The sequence below is a fragment of the Nocardia lasii genome (genome assembly GCF_042658545.1).
In the GTDB taxonomy this organism is placed as follows: domain Bacteria; phylum Actinomycetota; class Actinomycetes; order Mycobacteriales; family Mycobacteriaceae; genus Nocardia; species Nocardia lasii.
This window is the reverse complement of the sequence record NZ_JBHSQN010000014.1, coordinates 111177-126610: the sequence shown is the minus strand read 5'-3', so window position 1 is coordinate 126610 and position 15434 is coordinate 111177. Positions and strand designations below refer to the sequence as shown.

The 15434-nt window shown below is 67.7% G+C and carries 16 protein-coding genes; 3 read left to right on the top strand and 13 right to left on the bottom strand.

Going from position 1 to position 15434, the window contains the following annotated elements:
* The first annotated feature begins 56 nt into the window (after positions 1-56).
* Positions 57-605, top strand: a complete 549-nt coding sequence (locus ACFP3H_RS21155) for a carboxymuconolactone decarboxylase family protein (RefSeq protein ID WP_378608624.1) — start codon at positions 57-59, stop codon at positions 603-605.
* A 1-nt stretch (position 606) separates the two neighbouring features.
* Here ACFP3H_RS21155 and ACFP3H_RS21150 read toward each other — a convergent pair whose 3' ends face one another.
* The 5 genes from ACFP3H_RS21150 to ACFP3H_RS21130 form a co-directional block, all read right to left on the bottom strand.
* Positions 607-933 (bottom strand): DoxX family protein, encoded by a 327-nt coding sequence (locus ACFP3H_RS21150; protein WP_378608864.1) that lies wholly within the window; start codon positions 931-933, stop codon positions 607-609.
* A gap of 107 nt (positions 934-1040) precedes the next feature.
* Positions 1041-1736, bottom strand: coding sequence for a polysaccharide deacetylase family protein (locus tag ACFP3H_RS21145; protein ID WP_378608622.1), 696 nt, complete (start codon positions 1734-1736; stop codon positions 1041-1043).
* Between the two features lie 51 nt (positions 1737-1787).
* Complete coding sequence (locus ACFP3H_RS21140; RefSeq protein WP_378608621.1) at positions 1788-2282, bottom strand: L,D-transpeptidase; 495 nt, start codon at positions 2280-2282, stop codon at positions 1788-1790.
* A 340-nt stretch (positions 2283-2622) separates the two neighbouring features.
* Positions 2623-4026, bottom strand: coding sequence for a dihydrolipoyl dehydrogenase (gene lpdA, locus ACFP3H_RS21135; protein WP_378608619.1), 1404 nt, complete (start codon positions 4024-4026; stop codon positions 2623-2625).
* A 152-nt stretch (positions 4027-4178) separates the two neighbouring features.
* Positions 4179-5153 carry a dipeptidase gene (locus ACFP3H_RS21130; RefSeq protein WP_378608618.1) on the bottom strand — a complete coding sequence of 325 codons (975 nt, stop codon included), beginning with the start codon at positions 5151-5153 and terminating at the stop codon, positions 4179-4181.
* A 142-nt stretch (positions 5154-5295) separates the two neighbouring features.
* On the opposite strand from ACFP3H_RS21130, the gene ACFP3H_RS21125 reads away from it, so the two are divergent.
* Complete coding sequence (locus ACFP3H_RS21125) at positions 5296-5826, top strand: AMIN-like domain-containing (lipo)protein (RefSeq protein WP_378608616.1); 531 nt, start codon at positions 5296-5298, stop codon at positions 5824-5826.
* Positions 5827-5854: 28 nt separating this feature from the next.
* Positions 5855-7912 carry a prolyl oligopeptidase family serine peptidase gene (locus ACFP3H_RS21120; RefSeq protein ID WP_378608615.1) on the top strand — a complete coding sequence of 686 codons (2058 nt, stop codon included), beginning with the start codon at positions 5855-5857 and terminating at the stop codon, positions 7910-7912.
* 4 nt (positions 7913-7916) lie between these two features.
* Here ACFP3H_RS21120 and ACFP3H_RS21115 read toward each other — a convergent pair whose 3' ends face one another.
* The 8 genes from ACFP3H_RS21115 to ACFP3H_RS21080 all read right to left on the bottom strand — a co-directional run bounded on the left by ACFP3H_RS21115 (position 7917) and on the right by ACFP3H_RS21080 (position 15430).
* Positions 7917-8786, bottom strand: a complete 870-nt coding sequence (locus ACFP3H_RS21115) for an alpha/beta hydrolase family protein (protein WP_378608613.1) — start codon at positions 8784-8786, stop codon at positions 7917-7919.
* Entirely contained in the window at positions 8786-9418 is a 633-nt protein-coding gene (locus ACFP3H_RS21110; RefSeq protein ID WP_378608612.1) for a TetR/AcrR family transcriptional regulator, read from the bottom strand. Before ACFP3H_RS21110 ends, ACFP3H_RS21115 begins: the two co-directional genes overlap by 1 nt.
* 316 nt (positions 9419-9734) lie before the next feature.
* Positions 9735-10331, bottom strand: a complete 597-nt coding sequence (locus ACFP3H_RS21105; RefSeq protein WP_378608611.1) for an alkylhydroperoxidase domain protein — start codon at positions 10329-10331, stop codon at positions 9735-9737.
* A complete protein-coding gene (locus ACFP3H_RS21100; protein WP_378608609.1) occupies positions 10328-10807 on the bottom strand; it encodes a hypothetical protein in 480 nt (159 codons plus the stop codon). The genes ACFP3H_RS21105 and ACFP3H_RS21100 overlap by 4 nt, the downstream gene beginning before the upstream one ends.
* Positions 10804-11550, bottom strand: coding sequence for an ABC transporter ATP-binding protein (locus tag ACFP3H_RS21095; protein ID WP_378608607.1), 747 nt, complete (start codon positions 11548-11550; stop codon positions 10804-10806). Before ACFP3H_RS21095 ends, ACFP3H_RS21100 begins: the two co-directional genes overlap by 4 nt.
* Entirely contained in the window at positions 11540-12451 is a 912-nt protein-coding gene (locus tag ACFP3H_RS21090; protein WP_378608606.1) for an ABC transporter ATP-binding protein, read from the bottom strand. The genes ACFP3H_RS21095 and ACFP3H_RS21090 overlap by 11 nt, the downstream gene beginning before the upstream one ends.
* Positions 12432-14267 (bottom strand): ABC transporter permease, encoded by a 1836-nt coding sequence (locus ACFP3H_RS21085; protein ID WP_378608604.1) that lies wholly within the window; start codon positions 14265-14267, stop codon positions 12432-12434. The genes ACFP3H_RS21090 and ACFP3H_RS21085 overlap by 20 nt, the downstream gene beginning before the upstream one ends.
* Positions 14267-15430 carry an ABC transporter substrate-binding protein gene (locus ACFP3H_RS21080; RefSeq protein ID WP_378608603.1) on the bottom strand — a complete coding sequence of 388 codons (1164 nt, stop codon included), beginning with the start codon at positions 15428-15430 and terminating at the stop codon, positions 14267-14269. The genes ACFP3H_RS21085 and ACFP3H_RS21080 overlap by 1 nt, the downstream gene beginning before the upstream one ends.
* Positions 15431-15434 lie beyond the last annotated feature (4 nt).

Sequence of the window (15434 nt, the reverse complement as noted above, 5' to 3'; positions counted from 1 at the left end):
GCCGAGTACGCTCGTGATCCGGGCCGAGGACGTTCGAGACGACAGGTGGACCGAAGATGGACGCAGCACCCCTACCACGGGTTTCGCCCGGACGACTCGGTGAACTCGGGCCGATCAACTGGGTTGTGTGGCAAGTACTTTCCCGCGCGTCGGGCACCGACGACGCGCACCTGTTCAGCACACTGGGCCGCACCGGGGGCCTGTTCCGCGGCTGGCTGCACTTCTCGGGCAAGCTCATGCCCGGCGGGCGGCTGCCGCGCGCGGAGGCCGAGCTGGTGATCCTGCGGGTGGCGCACCTGCGCGAATGCGACTACGAGACCGACCACCACCGTCGCCTCGGCCGCAAGGCGGGCTTGACGGCCGAGGAGATCGAACGCGTCGCCGCCGGACCGACGGCCGAGGGCTGGACGCCACGGCAGCGGGCCCTACTGGCCACCGTCGACCAGCTGGTCAGCACCCGCACCGTCGACGACGCGACCTGGTCCGGGCTGGCCGCCCACTACGACGATCGGCGCCTCATCGAGATCGTGCTGCTGATCAACCAGTACGAGGGCCTGGCCGCCACCATCACGACCCTGCGCATCGACCGCGACACCTTCGCCTGAGTTAGCGCCCGCGCGCCACCCGCAGCGCGGCCACCAGCATCGGGATCTGCAACGGCAACCGCGCCAGGACGCCCGCCTTGAACGCGGTGGGCGCCTTCGGGTTACCCACCACGTCGACGGTCATCTGGATATTGGCCGGGAAGACGCCGATGAACAGCGCCGCGGCCAGCCAGCCGCCGAGCTTGCGGGTGCGCGGCACCGCCAGCGCGGTCGCCACGCCGAGCTCGGCCACGCCGGAGGCGTAGGTGTAGGCGCGCGGGTCGCCGGGCAGCTGCGGCGGCACGATCTTGTCGAAGGGCTTGGGTGCGACGAAGTGCAGGGTGCCCATCACGAACAGCAGTCCACTGAGGTAGGAGTGCGTCCGTCGACGAGAGGAGTTGTCAGCCACGCCGCCGATACTAGCCGGTAACCGGACCGGCCGGTCGGGGCTCGGATTCAGCGCTCGACAAGCTCGGACACGGTCACGAACCGGTAGCCCTTCGCGCGCAGGCCACGCACGATATCGGGCACGGCGGCGGCGGATTCGGTGCCGTACATGACGTGCAGCAGGATGATCGACCCCGGCCGGGTCCGCGCGAGGGTGTCCTCGACGATCCGCGCCCGCGAGGCACCACCCGCGGAATCGGGCTCCACATCCCAGGTCACCGTGGTGCGATCGTGCCGGGCCAGGTAGTGCGGAAGTTCCCAGAGCTTCTTGCCGTAGGGCGGCCGGAAGGTGATCTCGCCCTGGTAGCCGGTGCGCCGGATCTGCTCGTCGGTCCGCTCGATCTCGGAGCGCACCGTGTCGGCGGAGACCAGCACCATGCGGTGGTGGTTGTAGGTGTGGTTGCCGAGCTCGTGGCCCGCGGCGGCGATCGCCGTGCCGTACTCGGGGTGGGCGGCCAGGTCCTTGCCGACGAGGTAGAACGTGGCGGGCACGTCGAGTTCGGCCAGCATGGCCAAGACCTCGGGGGTGCGCTCGGTCGGGCCGTCGTCGAAGGTGAGCGCCACGACCTGCTCGTCGGTCTCGACCCGATCCACCAGCCGCCCCTGCAGCTGATAGGTCCGCGAATTCATCAGCACGTACAGCCCCGCCGCCACCGCGAGCACCACGACGATCCCGACCGCCACACCGATCAACCATGTACGCACGCGCAAGACGGTAACCCACCGGAGCGCGGGCCCCGGTGGGTCGACGGAGTCCTACTCGATGACCTGGGTGATATCGCCCGGCTTCAGGTAATCGAAGAAGCGGTGCGCGCCGTCCTCGGTCATCCGCACACAACCGTGCGATTTGGAATCCACCGGGCCGACATGGAATGCCATGTCCCCGTTGAAGAACGTGGCCCAGCGCATCGGCGCGTTGTGCATCGTGCTCCAGTGGAATTCGCGCTTGAACGAAATCCGTGTGACCGCCGGCGGGGTCTCGTACCCGGCCATACCGTGCGAGATCGGCGTCGGGCCGAAAATCACCCGGCCGTTGTCGACCAACCACGCCTCATTGGTGGACAGGCGCATACAGGCCCTCGCCTCGACCACCGGGCAGGGCGAGGGGGTGGGAACGATCGCGGGAACGCCCGGAATATCGGGCCCACTGGGAAAGAGAGGTTCGGCCAGAGCCGGTGTCACCACCCCGAGCCCCATGACAGCCACAGCTGCCGTGATTCGCGCCGCCCAACCGAAGATTCGCTTACTCATCCGAGTTCGTAGCCTCTCTGTTCCGCCTCTCCGCGCCTTTTACCGGTCATCGAGTGCGACGACAGCACGGTGCCGGGCCGGCGGTTCACGAAGGATTCGGCTTGTGGGCGTGCCCGGCGAGTTACCCATGTACTCACGAGATCAGGTGCTGCGACTAACAAGCGAACTTAGAGCTACACGGATCATCGGGCACGCAGCCCACTTCGACCAAATCGACGCGCGGTGAATAGCGGAGAACCGCCCAAATACACCAAATGGCTGAGCATTTTCGTGCAAACAAACGCCCACATGGCCTATTTCGGGCCATGTGGGCGAAGGTTTGCACGTTTATGCCATCACATCAGAAGTTGATCATGTGTCCCGCGAGGCCGTGGATCGCTTCCTGCACCGCTTCGCTCAGCGTCGGGTGCGTGTGCACATTGCGCGCCACCTCGTTGACCGTGAGGTCCCACTTCTGGGCCAGGGTCAGCTCCGGCAGCAGCTCGGAGACGTCGGGGCCGATCAGGTGGCCGCCGATGAGTTCGCCGTGGGCGGCGTCGGCGATCAGCTTCACGAAGCCGGTCGGGTCGCCGAGGCCGTGGGCCTTGCCGTTGGCCATGAACGGGAAGGTCGCCACCTTCACGTCGTAGCCCTCGTCGCGGGCCTGCTCCTCGGTGAGGCCGAAGCTGGCCACCTGGGGCTGGCAGAACGTCGCGCGCGGCATCATGCGGTAGTCGCCCAGCGTCATGGTCTCGGCGCCGCCGATGGTCTCGGCCGCGACCACGCCCTGCGCCTCGGCCACGTGGGCCAGTTGCAGCTTGGCGGTGACGTCACCGATCGCGTAGATGTGCGGCACATTGGTGCGCATGTAATCGTCGATGTCGATCGCGCCGCGGTTGGTGAGCTCCACGCCGGTGGTCTCGAGGCCGTAGCCCTCCACGCGCGGGGCGAAGCCGACCGCCTGCAGCACCTTGTCGACCGTGACGGTCTCGATCGCGCCGGACTTGTTGTCCTTGATCGCCACGGTGACCTTGGAGCCGTCGTCGTCGATCGACTGCACGGCCGCACCGGTGGTGATGGTGATGCCGAGCTTCTTGTACTGCTTGGTGATCTCCTTGGACACGTCGGCGTCCTCGTTGGGCAGCGCCCGGTCGAGGTACTCCACGATCCGCACGTCCACGCCGTAGTTCTTCAGGACGTAGGCGAACTCCATGCCGATCGCGCCCGCGCCGACGATCAGGATCGAGCCGGGCAGGTCACGGGTGAGGATCTGCTCCTCGTAGGTGACCACGTTCTCCGAGAGCGAGGTCCCCGGCAGCAGGCGGGTGGTGGTGCCGGTGGCGATGATGACGTTGTCGAACGTGATCGTCTCGACGCCGCCCTTGGTGAGGTCGACATCGATCGAGTTCGGGCCGGTGAACACACCGAGGCCGTCGAACTCGTCGATCTTGTTCTTCTTCATCAGGAAGTGCACGCCCTTGACGCGCCCGTCGGCCACCTTGCGGCTGCGATCGAAGGCGACCCCGAAGTCGAAGCTGACCTCACCGGAGATGCCGAAGGTCTTGGCCTCCTTGTGGAAGATATGGGCCAGCTCGGCGTTGCGCAGCAGTGCCTTGGACGGGATGCAGCCCACGTTCAGGCACACGCCACCCCAGTATTTCTGCTCGACAATCGCTGTTCGCAGGCCGAGTTGAGCGGCACGGATCGCGGCGACATATCCGCCGGGACCAGCGCCGAGAACGACGACATCGTAGTGGGAAGTCACGCCCCCGAGCCTAACTCTGTTTCCCCCTCCTCACCCACCCGTCCCCCACATCGGTGAGACGCACCCCCCACGCCTGGTCGGTTGATCACCACGCTCCGGTGGTGCGAGATGCGGGAAATGCCGCCACCGGAGCGTGGTGATCAGGTGTCCAGTCAGGTGCGCCAGACCTGGGTGGCGGCGCGGGCGAAGTTGGTGCCGAAGAGGGCTGCGCGTTCGGTGGGGGTGAAGCCGTGTTCGGTGAGGAGTTGGTCGAGGCCGGGGACGTCGGATTCGCCGAGGAGGTCTTCGGGTGGGGTCCACTGGAGGGGGCCCCATTTGGTGTAGTCCTCGGAGAAGGTGTCGGGGTGGTCGCGGATCTGGGCGTTGAATTCGGCGGCGTCGAAGGAGTAGTCCGAGCCGATGCCGATGTGGTCGATGCCGACCAGGTCGACGCCGTAGCGGATCTGGTCGGCCATGCGCGCCACACGTTCGGCGCGGGCGTGGGGGTCGTTGCAGCCGAGGAAGATTCCGACGCCGTTGATGCCGATGACGCCGCCGGTGGCCGCGCACGCGCGGGCCTGTTCGTCGTCGATATTGCGCGGATGTGGGTGCAGGGCGGCGAAATTGGAGTGGCTGTAGATCATGGGCACCGAGGTGTGGGTGGCGATGTCGAGGCCGGTGCGGCGAGAGCAGTGCGAGCCGTCGGCGAACATGCCGACCTCGTTGAGCTTGCGCACCAGGTCTTTTCCGTAGCCGGTGAGCCCGGTGTCGACGGTGTCGAGGCAGCCGCATCCGGCCGCGTTGGCGTGGTTGTAGGTGGGCAGCAGCGAGCGAACGCCGAGGTCGTAGAACAGTTCGACATTGTCGAGGTCGCCTTCGAGCGGCGCGGAGTCCTCGAGGTCGAACGCCAGGCCGCGCACATGCGGCGCCCCGATGTCGGTGACGCGGTCGACCAGCCGAAATCGTGGATCCGCCTGGGCCTGTTCGCGGAACAGCCCGAGCAGCGCGAGCGAATCGGCCTTGGTCTCCCCGGAGTAGCCGACGTTCACCGACAGGTACGACCCGGCCGGATACCGCGCCAGTTCCGCGATCCGCGCCGTCGGCAGCAGGGGCAGACAGCAGTGCTGTTCCCACAGGAACACAGACACCTCCGGTTGATTCGTGACCTGCGATCCTACGTTTCGCCGCCCGGTCGACACCGGACCGACGCTAACGAGATGTCGGATTCGCCCGATGAAACCTAGTACTCCGTCCCCCTACCGAGGGCCCCCGATCCAAAGGCGGTGCGACATGCGTCGCGTCCTAGTCCTACTTGCCTGCCTCGCGACCTGTCTCGGTCTGTCGACCGTGCCCGCCGCCGCCACTCCGTCCTACTGCGGCCTCGTCTGGGGTTCGCAGGACAAATCCTCGGGGACCTACGCTCCCGCCACCGTGGGCAATGTCCGCGCGGGCCGCCACGAGTGCTTCGACCGCCTGGTCATCGACCTGTCCGGGCCCGTCCCCGGCTACCAGGTCGGCTACGTCGGCACCGTCACCCAGGACGGTTCCGGCACGGCCGTGCCCCTGCGCGGCGGCGCGTTCCTACAGATCACCGTGCACGCGCCCGCCTACGACACCGCAGGCAGCAGCACCTACAACCCGGCCGACCGCACCGAACTGGTCGATGTGCGCGGCTACCCGACCTTCCGTCAGGCCGCTTTCGCCGGCTCCTTCGAGGGCCGCACCGCCGTCGGACTCGGCGTCCGCGCGCGCCTGCCGTTCCGGGTCAGCACCCTCGAGAGCCCCGCGCGCGCGGTGATCGACGTCGCCCACTACTGGTGACCTGCGCCGCATCGGCAACAATAGGGGGATGAGCGGCGTTGAGCAGAACGTGACCGATCCCTACCTCTGGCTCGAAGACGTAACCGGCGAACAGGCCCTGGACTGGGCGCGGGCCCGCAACGACGTGGTCGCGGCCCGTTTCGCGGCCACCGACCGGTTCGCCGAGATGGAGCAGCGCATCCTCGCGATGCTCGACGACGACACCAAGATCGCCTATCCCGGCCGACGCGGCCAGTGGCTCTACAACTTCTGGCGCGACGCCGAGCACCCGCGCGGGCTGTGGCGCCGCACCACGTTCGAGTCCTACGCCACCGACGAGCCCGAGTGGGACGTGCTGATCGACGTCGACGCGCTCGCCGAGGCCGACGGCGAGAACTGGGTGTGGGCCGGTGCCGCGGTGCTACGTCCTTCGCAGGAACGCGCCATCATCCACCTCTCGCGCGGCGGTGCCGACGCCAGCGTGGAACGCGAATTCGACCTCACCACACGGCAATTCATCGCTCCCGAGGACGGCGGCTTCGCCGTCGCCGAGGCCAAGACCCGGATCGGCTGGATCGACGCCGACACCGTCTACATCGGCACCGACTTCGGACCTGGCTCGCTCACCGATTCCGGCTACCCCCGGATTTCCAAGCGCTGGCGTCGCGGCACCGAATTGTCCGCCGCCGAAACAGTTTTCGAGGGCAAGCCCGGCGATGTCTCGATCGGCGCGGGCTACGACCGCCATCCCGGTTTCGAGCGCCACTACCTGCACCGTTCCACGGACTTCTTCAACAGCGAGGTCTCGCTGCTCCAGGACGGCGAGTGGCGCCTGATCGAGACCCCCACCGACGCCGATGTGGACTGGTACCGCGACTGGCTGCTGGTGCGGCTCAAGACCGAGTGGAGCCCGGCCGAGACCACCTACGCCCCCGGCACCCTGCTGGTCACGAACCTGAACGAATTCCTCGACGGCACCCGCGATTTCGAGGTGCTGTTCACCCCCGACGCGCACACCTCGCTCGAGGGCTGGGGCTGGACCGAGAACCACCTCATCCTCACCACCCTGCAGGACGTGCAGACCGGATTCCGGGTGCTCACCCCCGGCCCGGACGGCTGGGCGGTCAGCGAGCTCACCGACTCCCCCGCGATGTCGTCCACCTCGGTCGCCAACCTCGACCCGCTAGAGGGCGGTGACGAGTTCATGCTCACCACCACCGGTTTCACCACCCCGACCACGTTGTTGCGCAGCGCGATCGGCGAACAGGCCGAGATCCTCAAGCAGGCCCCCGGCTACTTCGACCCCACCGGCATCGAGACCGAGCAGTTCTTCGCCACCTCCGACGACGGAACCTCGGTGCCCTACTTCGTGATCCGCCACCGCGACCGTCGCGGCACCCCCGGCCCGACGATCATGAACGGCTACGGCGGCTTCGAGATCTCCAAGACCCCCGCCTATCTCGGCTCGGCGGGCATGAACTGGCTCGAGCGCGGCGGCACCTACGTGGTGACCAATATTCGCGGCGGCGGCGAGTACGGCCCCGAATGGCACACGGCCGCCCTGAAAGAGCACCGCCACCGGGCTTTCGAGGACTTCGCCGCGATCGCGCGCGACCTGGTGACGCGCGGCATCACCACCCCCGACCGCCTCGGCGCGATCGGCGGCAGCAATGGCGGCCTGCTGATGGGCGTGATGCTCACCCGCTACCCCGAACTCTTCGGCGCGATCGTCTGCCAGGTGCCGCTGCTCGACATGCGCCGCTACCACCTGCTGCTCGCGGGTGCCTCGTGGATGGCCGAGTACGGCGACCCGGACAAGCCGGCGGAGTGGGCCTTCCTCAGCGAGTACTCGCCGTATCAGAACACCGATACCGGCAAGCAGTACCCGCCGATCCTGCTGGCCACCTCCACCCGCGACGACCGGGTGCACCCCGGCCACGCGCGAAAGATGGCCGCGCTCTTGGAATCCCAGGATCGCACCGTCTGGTACTACGAGAACATCGAGGGCGGGCACGGCGGTGCCGCCGACAACAAGCAGTCGGCGTACCTGTCTGCGCTGGTCTACGAGTTCTTCATCCAGACGCTGATCGAGGGCCGCGGCCGGTAGGGCCTCAGCGGTCGCGTAACCACTTCTCCACCGCGTCGACCGTCGAATCGGGATTGGTGATCCAGCCGTTGTGCCCCAGCGGCTCCGGCTGGAACCACCGGGTAATCCGCGCGTCGGGGAATTTGCTCAGCAGGTGGTCGGCGGAGGACTGGGGCGCGAGGTCGTCGCCCTCGACGGTGATCGACAGGACCGGGAACTTCAGCCGCGACATGCGCTCGTCGTAGTCGATATCGGCGCCGACGGGCACGAACCGGCCGGTGCGCGCCAGCCGCGCCCAGTCCGACATGAGCACCTTGGACTGTCGACCGTAGGCCCGCTTGCCGAGCAGATCACCCGGCCAGAAACCGGCCAGGTTCGACGCCACCGCCACCGCGGCGGTGCCGACCAGCATGCCGGGCACGAGCACACCTCGGTAACCCCGGAAATACGGTGTGCCCGAGGCGATCAGGATCAGCCCGCCGAGCCGCCCGCGCACCCGCGCGGCGTACATCGCCGAGAGCTGCCCGCCCATGCTGTGGCCGAGCAGGTAGGGGGTGCTGGCGGGGAAACGCGTGCGCACGGCGGCCAGCACCGCCGGGAAGTCGACGGTGACCAGTTCCTGATACCCGTAGGCGCTGTCGGCGTCGGGGCGGTGCGTGCTCTCGCCCTGGCCGCGCATCTCGCCGATGGCGACGTCGAAACCGCAGGCGGCCAACCGGTGCCCGAAGTACTCGTAGAACTCCCCCGGGACCGCCAGGCCGGGCGCGATCACCACCACCGGACGCGGGGCGTCCGGGGTCACCGCGTGGCGGTGCGCGCCGGTGGCCGGAATGAGTCGCACCGGCAGCGTGCTGCCGTCGGGTACTTGGATCTCGACGATCTCGACCCGTGCCATCAGGCTCCTACCGCGCCGAGGATCACCCTGCTCAGTACCTTGATCACTTCGTCGAGCGAGGGGCGCGGATCGCTGCCGCTCCACCCGTCGACCACGTAGTTCACCGCGCCGATGATGGCCAGCACGCGCAATTCGTAGTCGCCCGCCGGGATCTGGCCGTGCAGGGCCGCGTCCTCGGCGGCGCCTGCCAGCAGCGATCCCCACACGCGCCGCAGTTCGAGCCGGAACTTCTCGACCTTGGGACCGGCGCCGACCACCTCGACCAGCGCCACGCGCGCCTTGCGCGGATCGGTGCCGATCGATTCGACGTAGGCACGCACGGCCGCGTCGATCTGGTCGAGCACGGGCGCCTGCGCCTTGTCCTCCAGCGCCGTGGCCACCGCTTCGCGCGAGAACCTGTCGATCTGCTCGTAGAGCTCGAGCAGCAGGGATTCGCGTCCGGTGAACTCCTCGTAGAACTGCCGGGACGACAGTCCCGCGTCCTTACAGATGGCGCCGACCGAACTGTTGGCGTACCCGTCGCGCGCGAAGACCGTCAGGCCTGACTCAAGAAAACGCGCACGCCGCTGGCGTTGCCGGTCCTCTACGGGTTGCCCGGCATACATTCGTCCCGTATTCGCATCCTGTGACATTATCGCTGACAATACCGAAGGGCCTGATCCCCTCGTCATGGATCAGGCCCAACGGGTGCCCATTCGACCAACCGCGCGTTAGCCGAAAGATGGCTACTGCCTACTCAGTTGCCGGATGCCTGTGCGGAACCGGTGCTGAGCGAGCTGCTGAGCAGGCCGAGCAGCAGGCTCAGAATGTTGCCGTCGCTGCTGTCGTCAGTGATGTTGTAAAGCATGTATCACTCCAAGTGGATGTTTTGTGGCCGCGTTGCCACCGGCCATTTGCCGTCTCGGACGATACCGACGAAGAATGTGAAGCGTGGGCGTTTTAAAGAAATCAAGCCCTCGAAACCTGGGGCTCACCCAGACTCAGCATGAGCCGATTGGCCCACGAGAACGACGCCGTCGACAGCACCAGATCGTGGATATCGGCATCGTCGAAACCCAACGCGCGCAACCGATCCAGTTCCGCGTGCGCGGGCCGGGGCGGTTGCGCGGCCAGCGCGGCGGTGAAATCGATGATGGCGTCCCAGCGTTCGTCGAGGCGGACCGTGGTCCCCTCGTCGAGCAGGCGCTGCACCTCGGCGACCCGCTTGGACAGCTGCGAGGTGAACCGCGAGTGCACCGAGGCGCAGTACTCACACCCGTTGAACCGGGACGTGACCGTGGCCGCGAGCTCGCGCTCGGCCCGGCTCAGGCCCTCCCGGCTGTAGAAGATGTCCTTGTCGTTGGCGCTGCGGTGGGCGAGCACCTCGGCATTGCGGGCGAGCAGCCGGAAGTACGGGCTCTCGCCGCGTTGACCCTCGAGCAGCGGGCGCTGGTGTTCGTCGGCGTCGGCCAGGGCGATCGGCTCGACCCAGGGCACCCAGTCGAGGTGGTCCTGGGTGAAACCGGTCGGCCGGTCGGCGGGGTCGACATCGCGGACTTCGGTCATGACCGGGCTCCGATCAGGGCGAGGCCGGCCAGCAGGCGAACCTGGTAGTTCACGAAGCCGACCAGCTGGGTGACGGTGACGATGTCGGTCTCGGACAGGCCCGCCGCGAGCAGCACCTCGAGGTGGGCGTGGGTGCTGGTCGCGGGCGCCTCGGTGAGCCGGACCGCGTGGCGCAGCGCCGCCGCGAGCTTGCCGTCGCCAGCCGAATCCGATTCCGTGCCCGCGCCTTCGGCCAGCTCGGTGTAGTAGGCGGCCAGGGTCTTCGCCTCGCCGAGCGCGGCGACGTGGGCGGCGATGGCGGCCAGGCGCTGCCGTCCGAAGGCGCGACCGGCGGGGCCGTCGAACAGGGCGTCGTGCACGCCCTGGGTGTGTGCGACCACCTCGGGCCTGCGCTGTCGAATCGGTGCGACCGCGGCCGCGATCTCGACACCGAGCGCTAGGTCGATGACGTCTGACAACGTATTCAGTCCTCTCATGCGGGCACCTTGCCCAGGTACGCGTCGCGGATGGCCGGGTTGTCGAGCAGTTCGGCGGCCGTGCCGTGCAGCACGATCTGCCCGCCGCGCAGCACGTTGCCGGTGTGCGCGATCGACAGCGCCAGCTCGGCCTGCTGCTCCACGATCAGGATCGCCAGCCCCAATTCGGTGTTGAGCCGGGCGATTTCGTCGAGCACCCGGTCCACGAACAGCGGCGACAGGCCCATGGTCGGCTCGTCCATGCAGATCAGGCGCGGTTTGCTCATCAGCGCCCTGGCGAAGGCGAGCATCTGCTGTTCGCCGCCGGACAGGGTGCCCGCCTGCTGGGTGCGACGTTCGCGCAGGCGCGGGAAGTGCTCGTAGAGCTCGTTGGCCCGCGCGAGCTGCACCGAGCGCCGTTCCCTACGGATGTAGGCGCCGACGATCAGGTTCTCCTCCACCGTCATCGCCGGAAACACCCGGCGCGCTTCGGGAACCGAGGCCAGCCCGGCTTCGATCCTGGTCGCCGGCGAGGTGGAGCTCACGTCGACCCCGTCGATCCGCACCGCGCCCGAGGTGGGGCGCAGCAGGCCGAGGGCGGTTTTCATGGTGGTCGACTTGCCGGAGGCGTTGCCGCCGAGCAGCGAGACGATCTCGCCGGGGCGGACCGTGAGCGAGACCTTGTCCAGGGCTTTCGACGGGCCGTAATGCACGGTGACCGCATCGAATTCGAGGATGGGAGTGGACTTTTCGTCAATCGGCACCGACGGTCACCTTCTCTGTTCCGGTCTCGGCCACCGCGTCACCGACGCGGGTGCGCGCGCGGCGTCGGCCGAGATACGCCTCGATGACGCGTTCGTCGTTCTGGATCTGTTCGGGGGTGCCCTCGGCGATGACGCGGCCCTCGTCGAGCACGAGCACCCGATCCGAGAGCGCGTTGACCAGTTCCAGCTTGTGTTCGACGAGCACGATGGTCTGCCCGGCCGCTTTGAGTTCGGCGAGTTGTTGGCCGACCTCGGCGGTTTCGGTCTGGTTCATGCCCGCGGCGGGTTCGTCGAGCAGCAGCACCGTGGGGCGAAGGGCCAGGGCCCTGGCGATCTCGGTGCGGCGGCGGTTGGCGTAGGACAGGGTGTAGGCGTTGTTCTCGGCGCGCGGGGCCAGTCGCTCGGAGAACCGCGCCAACTGGGTGTCGACCAGCGCGTCGGTGGCGCGACGCTCGGCCCGCACGGCCGGGGTGGGCACCAGTGCCAGCGCGGTTTCGGCCAGCAAGGGCAGCCAGCGAAGTAGCGGGAATCTCGCCAGCGACTGCCACGGCCGACCGGTGGTGAGGGTCGTGTGCAAGCCGATCTCGACGTTCTCACGCACCGTGAGACTGCCGAACACGCGCCCGTTCTGGAACGTGCGCGCGATCCCCGCCCCCGCCGCGGCCTCCTGCGAACCCGACCGCAGTCGCTGACCCGCGACCTCGACCGTGCCCGCATCGGGGCGGAGCAGGCCCGAGATGAGATTCACCGTCGTCGTCTTGCCGGACCCGTTGGGTCCGATGATCGACACGAATTCCCCTGGTGCCACGCTGAATTCGACACCGTCGACCGCGTGCACCCCACCGAAGGACTTGCGCAGCCCCCGCACGGCCAGCACCGGATCAAGCAACGACTCGGACACGTTCACTCCTCACCAACACGCCCTGCGGACGGAACCGGATGATCAGCAGCAGCACCACGCCGTAGAGCAGGATGCGGGCCTCCGGTGCCAGCCGCAGCGCCTCGGGAACGCCGATCAGGACCACCGCGCCCAGCACGGCACCGTAGGGCGAACCCGTCCCGCCGAGCACGAGGATGGTGATGATCAGCAGGGACATGGGCAGGTTGAACACGGTCGGATCGATGTAGCTGTACTGGTGGGCCAGCAGCGCGCCGGCGATCCCGGAGAACAGGGCGCTGATCGCGAAGGCCAGCGCCTTGTAGTCGCGCACCGGGATACCGGAGGACCGCGCGGCCACCTCGTCGGCGCCGACCGCGCGCAAGGCCGTGCCGAGGCGCGAGCGCTGCACCCCGACCACCACCGCGAGGGTGATCGCCAGGAACAGCAGGTCGAGCAGGTACACCTCGGTGTTCTCGGTGAACTCGTGGCCGAAGATGCTCGGCACCGGAATGCCGAAGATGCCGTACGAACCGCGCGTGAGCGATTCCCAGTTGCGGATCACCGCCACGATCACGATGCCGATCCCGAGCGTGGCGATGGCGACATAGTGCCCGTTGAGGTTCCACAGCGGCGCGGCCAGCACCGAGGAGATCACCGCCGCCAGCACCCCGCCGGCGAGCGCGGCGGCCAGGAACGGCCAGTCGTGGTTCACCGTGAGGATGGCCGAGGCGTAGGCGCCGATCGCGATCGGACCGGCCTGCCCGATCACCAACTGCCCGGCCGAGCCCGCCACCAGCGTCATCGACACCGCGACGATGGCATACGCCAGGATCTGGGTGCCGACCACGATGGCGTAATTGTTGGCCACCAGCGGCACCACGATCGCGGCGAGAGCGAACACGATGACCGCGTGCCACCACCGCACCCGCAACTGCCGCCCGATCCCGAGGAAGGTCCCGGTGAGCGGTTCGGCGCTGATCGCGGGGGCCTTGGCCAGCAGGCCGCCGGGCCGCAGCACCAGGAAGGCCACCAGCACGCCGAAGGTGATCAGGTCGCGGTAGCCGTCGCCGAAGGTGTAGATGCCGAAGGCTTCGATGATGCCGAGCGCGAACCCGCCGATCACCGCGCCCGGGATCGACCCGAGACCACCGATGGTGGCCGCGACGAACCCGGTCAGGCCGGCCAGCGTGCCGCTGTGCGGGGAGATATTGGAGTTGTAGATGCCGACGAAGATGCCCGCCAGTCCGCCGAGGCCCGACGCGATCGCGAAGGCGAGCAACTTGATTCGGGCGACCCCGATGCCCATCTGCGCGGCCGCGTCCGGGTCCTGGGCGGTGGCGCGGATGGCCAGGCCGTAGCGGCTGAACCGCAGGAACCCGGCCAGCCCGACCATCACCACGAGGGTGATCGCGAACATCACCAGATCGGAGGTGCCGAAGCGGACGCCGCCGAGCTGGAAGTTGTTGGTGGGCAACACCTGCGGGAACGGTCGGGTGTCGGGACCGAAGACGATCTGGGTCAGGTTCTCGATGATCAACCCGGCCGCCACCGTCGCCAACAGCGCCGCGATGGCCGGTGCCTTGCGCAGCGGATGCACCGCCAGCAGGTCGATGAGGATGCCGACGATGGCGGTGGCCGCGACCACCAGCACGATGGTCAGCCACAGCGGGAAGCCCTGCTCGGCGATCAGCCACCAGCCGAGAATGGAACCGAGGGCGAACACCGCGCCGTGCGCGAAGTTGATGACGTTGGTGACGCCGAAGATGAGGGTGATGCCCACGGCAAGCAGCGCGTACGCGTTGCCGTGGACCACACCTGCGATGAGCGTGTCGAACATCAGCGGTTGCCGGTCGGCACGAACTTGCCTTCCTTCAGCACCAGCTCGCGCGGGGACACGCCCTTGGGGCGACGCGTCTCCTGATGGAAAGCGAAAGTGCCCAAACCGATTCCGGTGAACTGGGTCTCGGTCTTCAGTCCCTCGAGGATGCCCTCGCGCGTCGCGCCGCCCTTCTTCGCGGCCTGGACGAGCACATTGATCGCGTCGTAGGCGTAGACGTTGAAGTCGCCGGGATCGGTGTTGAACTTCTTACGGAACTTGGTGACGAAGTCCTGGACCTTGGGGTCGGGGTCCGAGGGGCTGAAGATGCCGTTGACGATGTCGCCCTCGGCAGCCGCACCGGCCAGCGAGATGAACTGCGGGGTGTTCTGGCCACCGAAGAACTGACCGGAGAAGCCCACGTCACGCAGCTGCTTGACCACCAGCGCGCCGTCGGGGCCGTAGCCCAGGTGCACGAACGCCTCGGGGTTGGCCTCGCGGCCCTTGATCAGGATCGGCTTCACATCGGTGGAGTCGGGCAGGATCGGCGAGGAGTAGACGATCTCCACGCCCTTCTCCTTGGCGAACTTCTCGAAGAAGGTGAAAGCCTGCTTGCCCCAGTCGGTTTCGAGGTAGACGACCGAGACCTTCTTGGCCTTCTTCGACACCCACTCGGCATTGCGCTCCTGGAACACATCCAGGGTGATCGAGGGGCTCCACGAGTACTCGCCGCCCTTGGTGAAGTCCACCGCGGAGTTGGTGAAGCCGTACTGGACGAGCTTGCCGCGGTTGTAGATCGGCGAGGCCGCGATCGAGGCGGGCGAGGAGAAATCGCCCAGCTCGGCGATGATGGACTTGTCGTCGACGAACTTGGTGGCGATCGGGACGGTCTGCTTGGGGTCGGACTGGGAGTCCTCCCACTTCAGCTCGACCTTGCGCCCGTTGATGCCACCGGCCGCGTTGACCTCCTCCAAGGCCAGATCGAAGCCCTGCTGCCACAGGCGACCGTACTCGGCCGAGGGCCCGGTCTTCGGACCCGAGACACCGAAATACACCGGGCCGTCAGCGGATTCGCCACTGCCGGAATCACTGCACCCGACCACCGCGGCCGCCACGGTGAGCGCGGCCAGCGCGCCCGCCACGATCTTGACACGACGGCGCGAGCCGAGAGAGAACTTGCTCATTGCT

Bases quoted from the DNA above. Each gene is read 5' to 3' on its own strand.
- ACFP3H_RS21155 (WP_378608624.1), top strand. From the start codon at position 57: ATGGACGCAGCACCCCTACCACGGGTTTCGCCCGGACGACTCGGTGAA.
- ACFP3H_RS21150 (WP_378608864.1), bottom strand. From the start codon at position 933: ATGGGCACCCTGCACTTCGTCGCACCCAAGCCCTTCGACAAGATCGTG.
- ACFP3H_RS21140 (WP_378608621.1), bottom strand. From the start codon at position 2,282: ATGAGTAAGCGAATCTTCGGTTGGGCGGCGCGAATCACGGCAGCTGTG.
- ACFP3H_RS21125 (WP_378608616.1), top strand. From the start codon at position 5,296: ATGCGTCGCGTCCTAGTCCTACTTGCCTGCCTCGCGACCTGTCTCGGT.
- ACFP3H_RS21120 (WP_378608615.1), top strand. From the start codon at position 5,855: ATGAGCGGCGTTGAGCAGAACGTGACCGATCCCTACCTCTGGCTCGAA.
- ACFP3H_RS21115 (WP_378608613.1), bottom strand. From the start codon at position 8,786: ATGGCACGGGTCGAGATCGTCGAGATCCAAGTACCCGACGGCAGCACG.
- ACFP3H_RS21110 (WP_378608612.1), bottom strand. From the start codon at position 9,418: ATGTCACAGGATGCGAATACGGGACGAATGTATGCCGGGCAACCCGTA.
- ACFP3H_RS21105 (WP_378608611.1), bottom strand. From the start codon at position 10,331: ATGACCGAAGTCCGCGATGTCGACCCCGCCGACCGGCCGACCGGTTTC.
- ACFP3H_RS21100 (WP_378608609.1), bottom strand. From the start codon at position 10,807: ATGAGAGGACTGAATACGTTGTCAGACGTCATCGACCTAGCGCTCGGT.
- ACFP3H_RS21085 (WP_378608604.1), bottom strand. From the start codon at position 14,267: ATGTTCGACACGCTCATCGCAGGTGTGGTCCACGGCAACGCGTACGCG.
- ACFP3H_RS21080 (WP_378608603.1), bottom strand. From the start codon at position 15,430: ATGAGCAAGTTCTCTCTCGGCTCGCGCCGTCGTGTCAAGATCGTGGCG.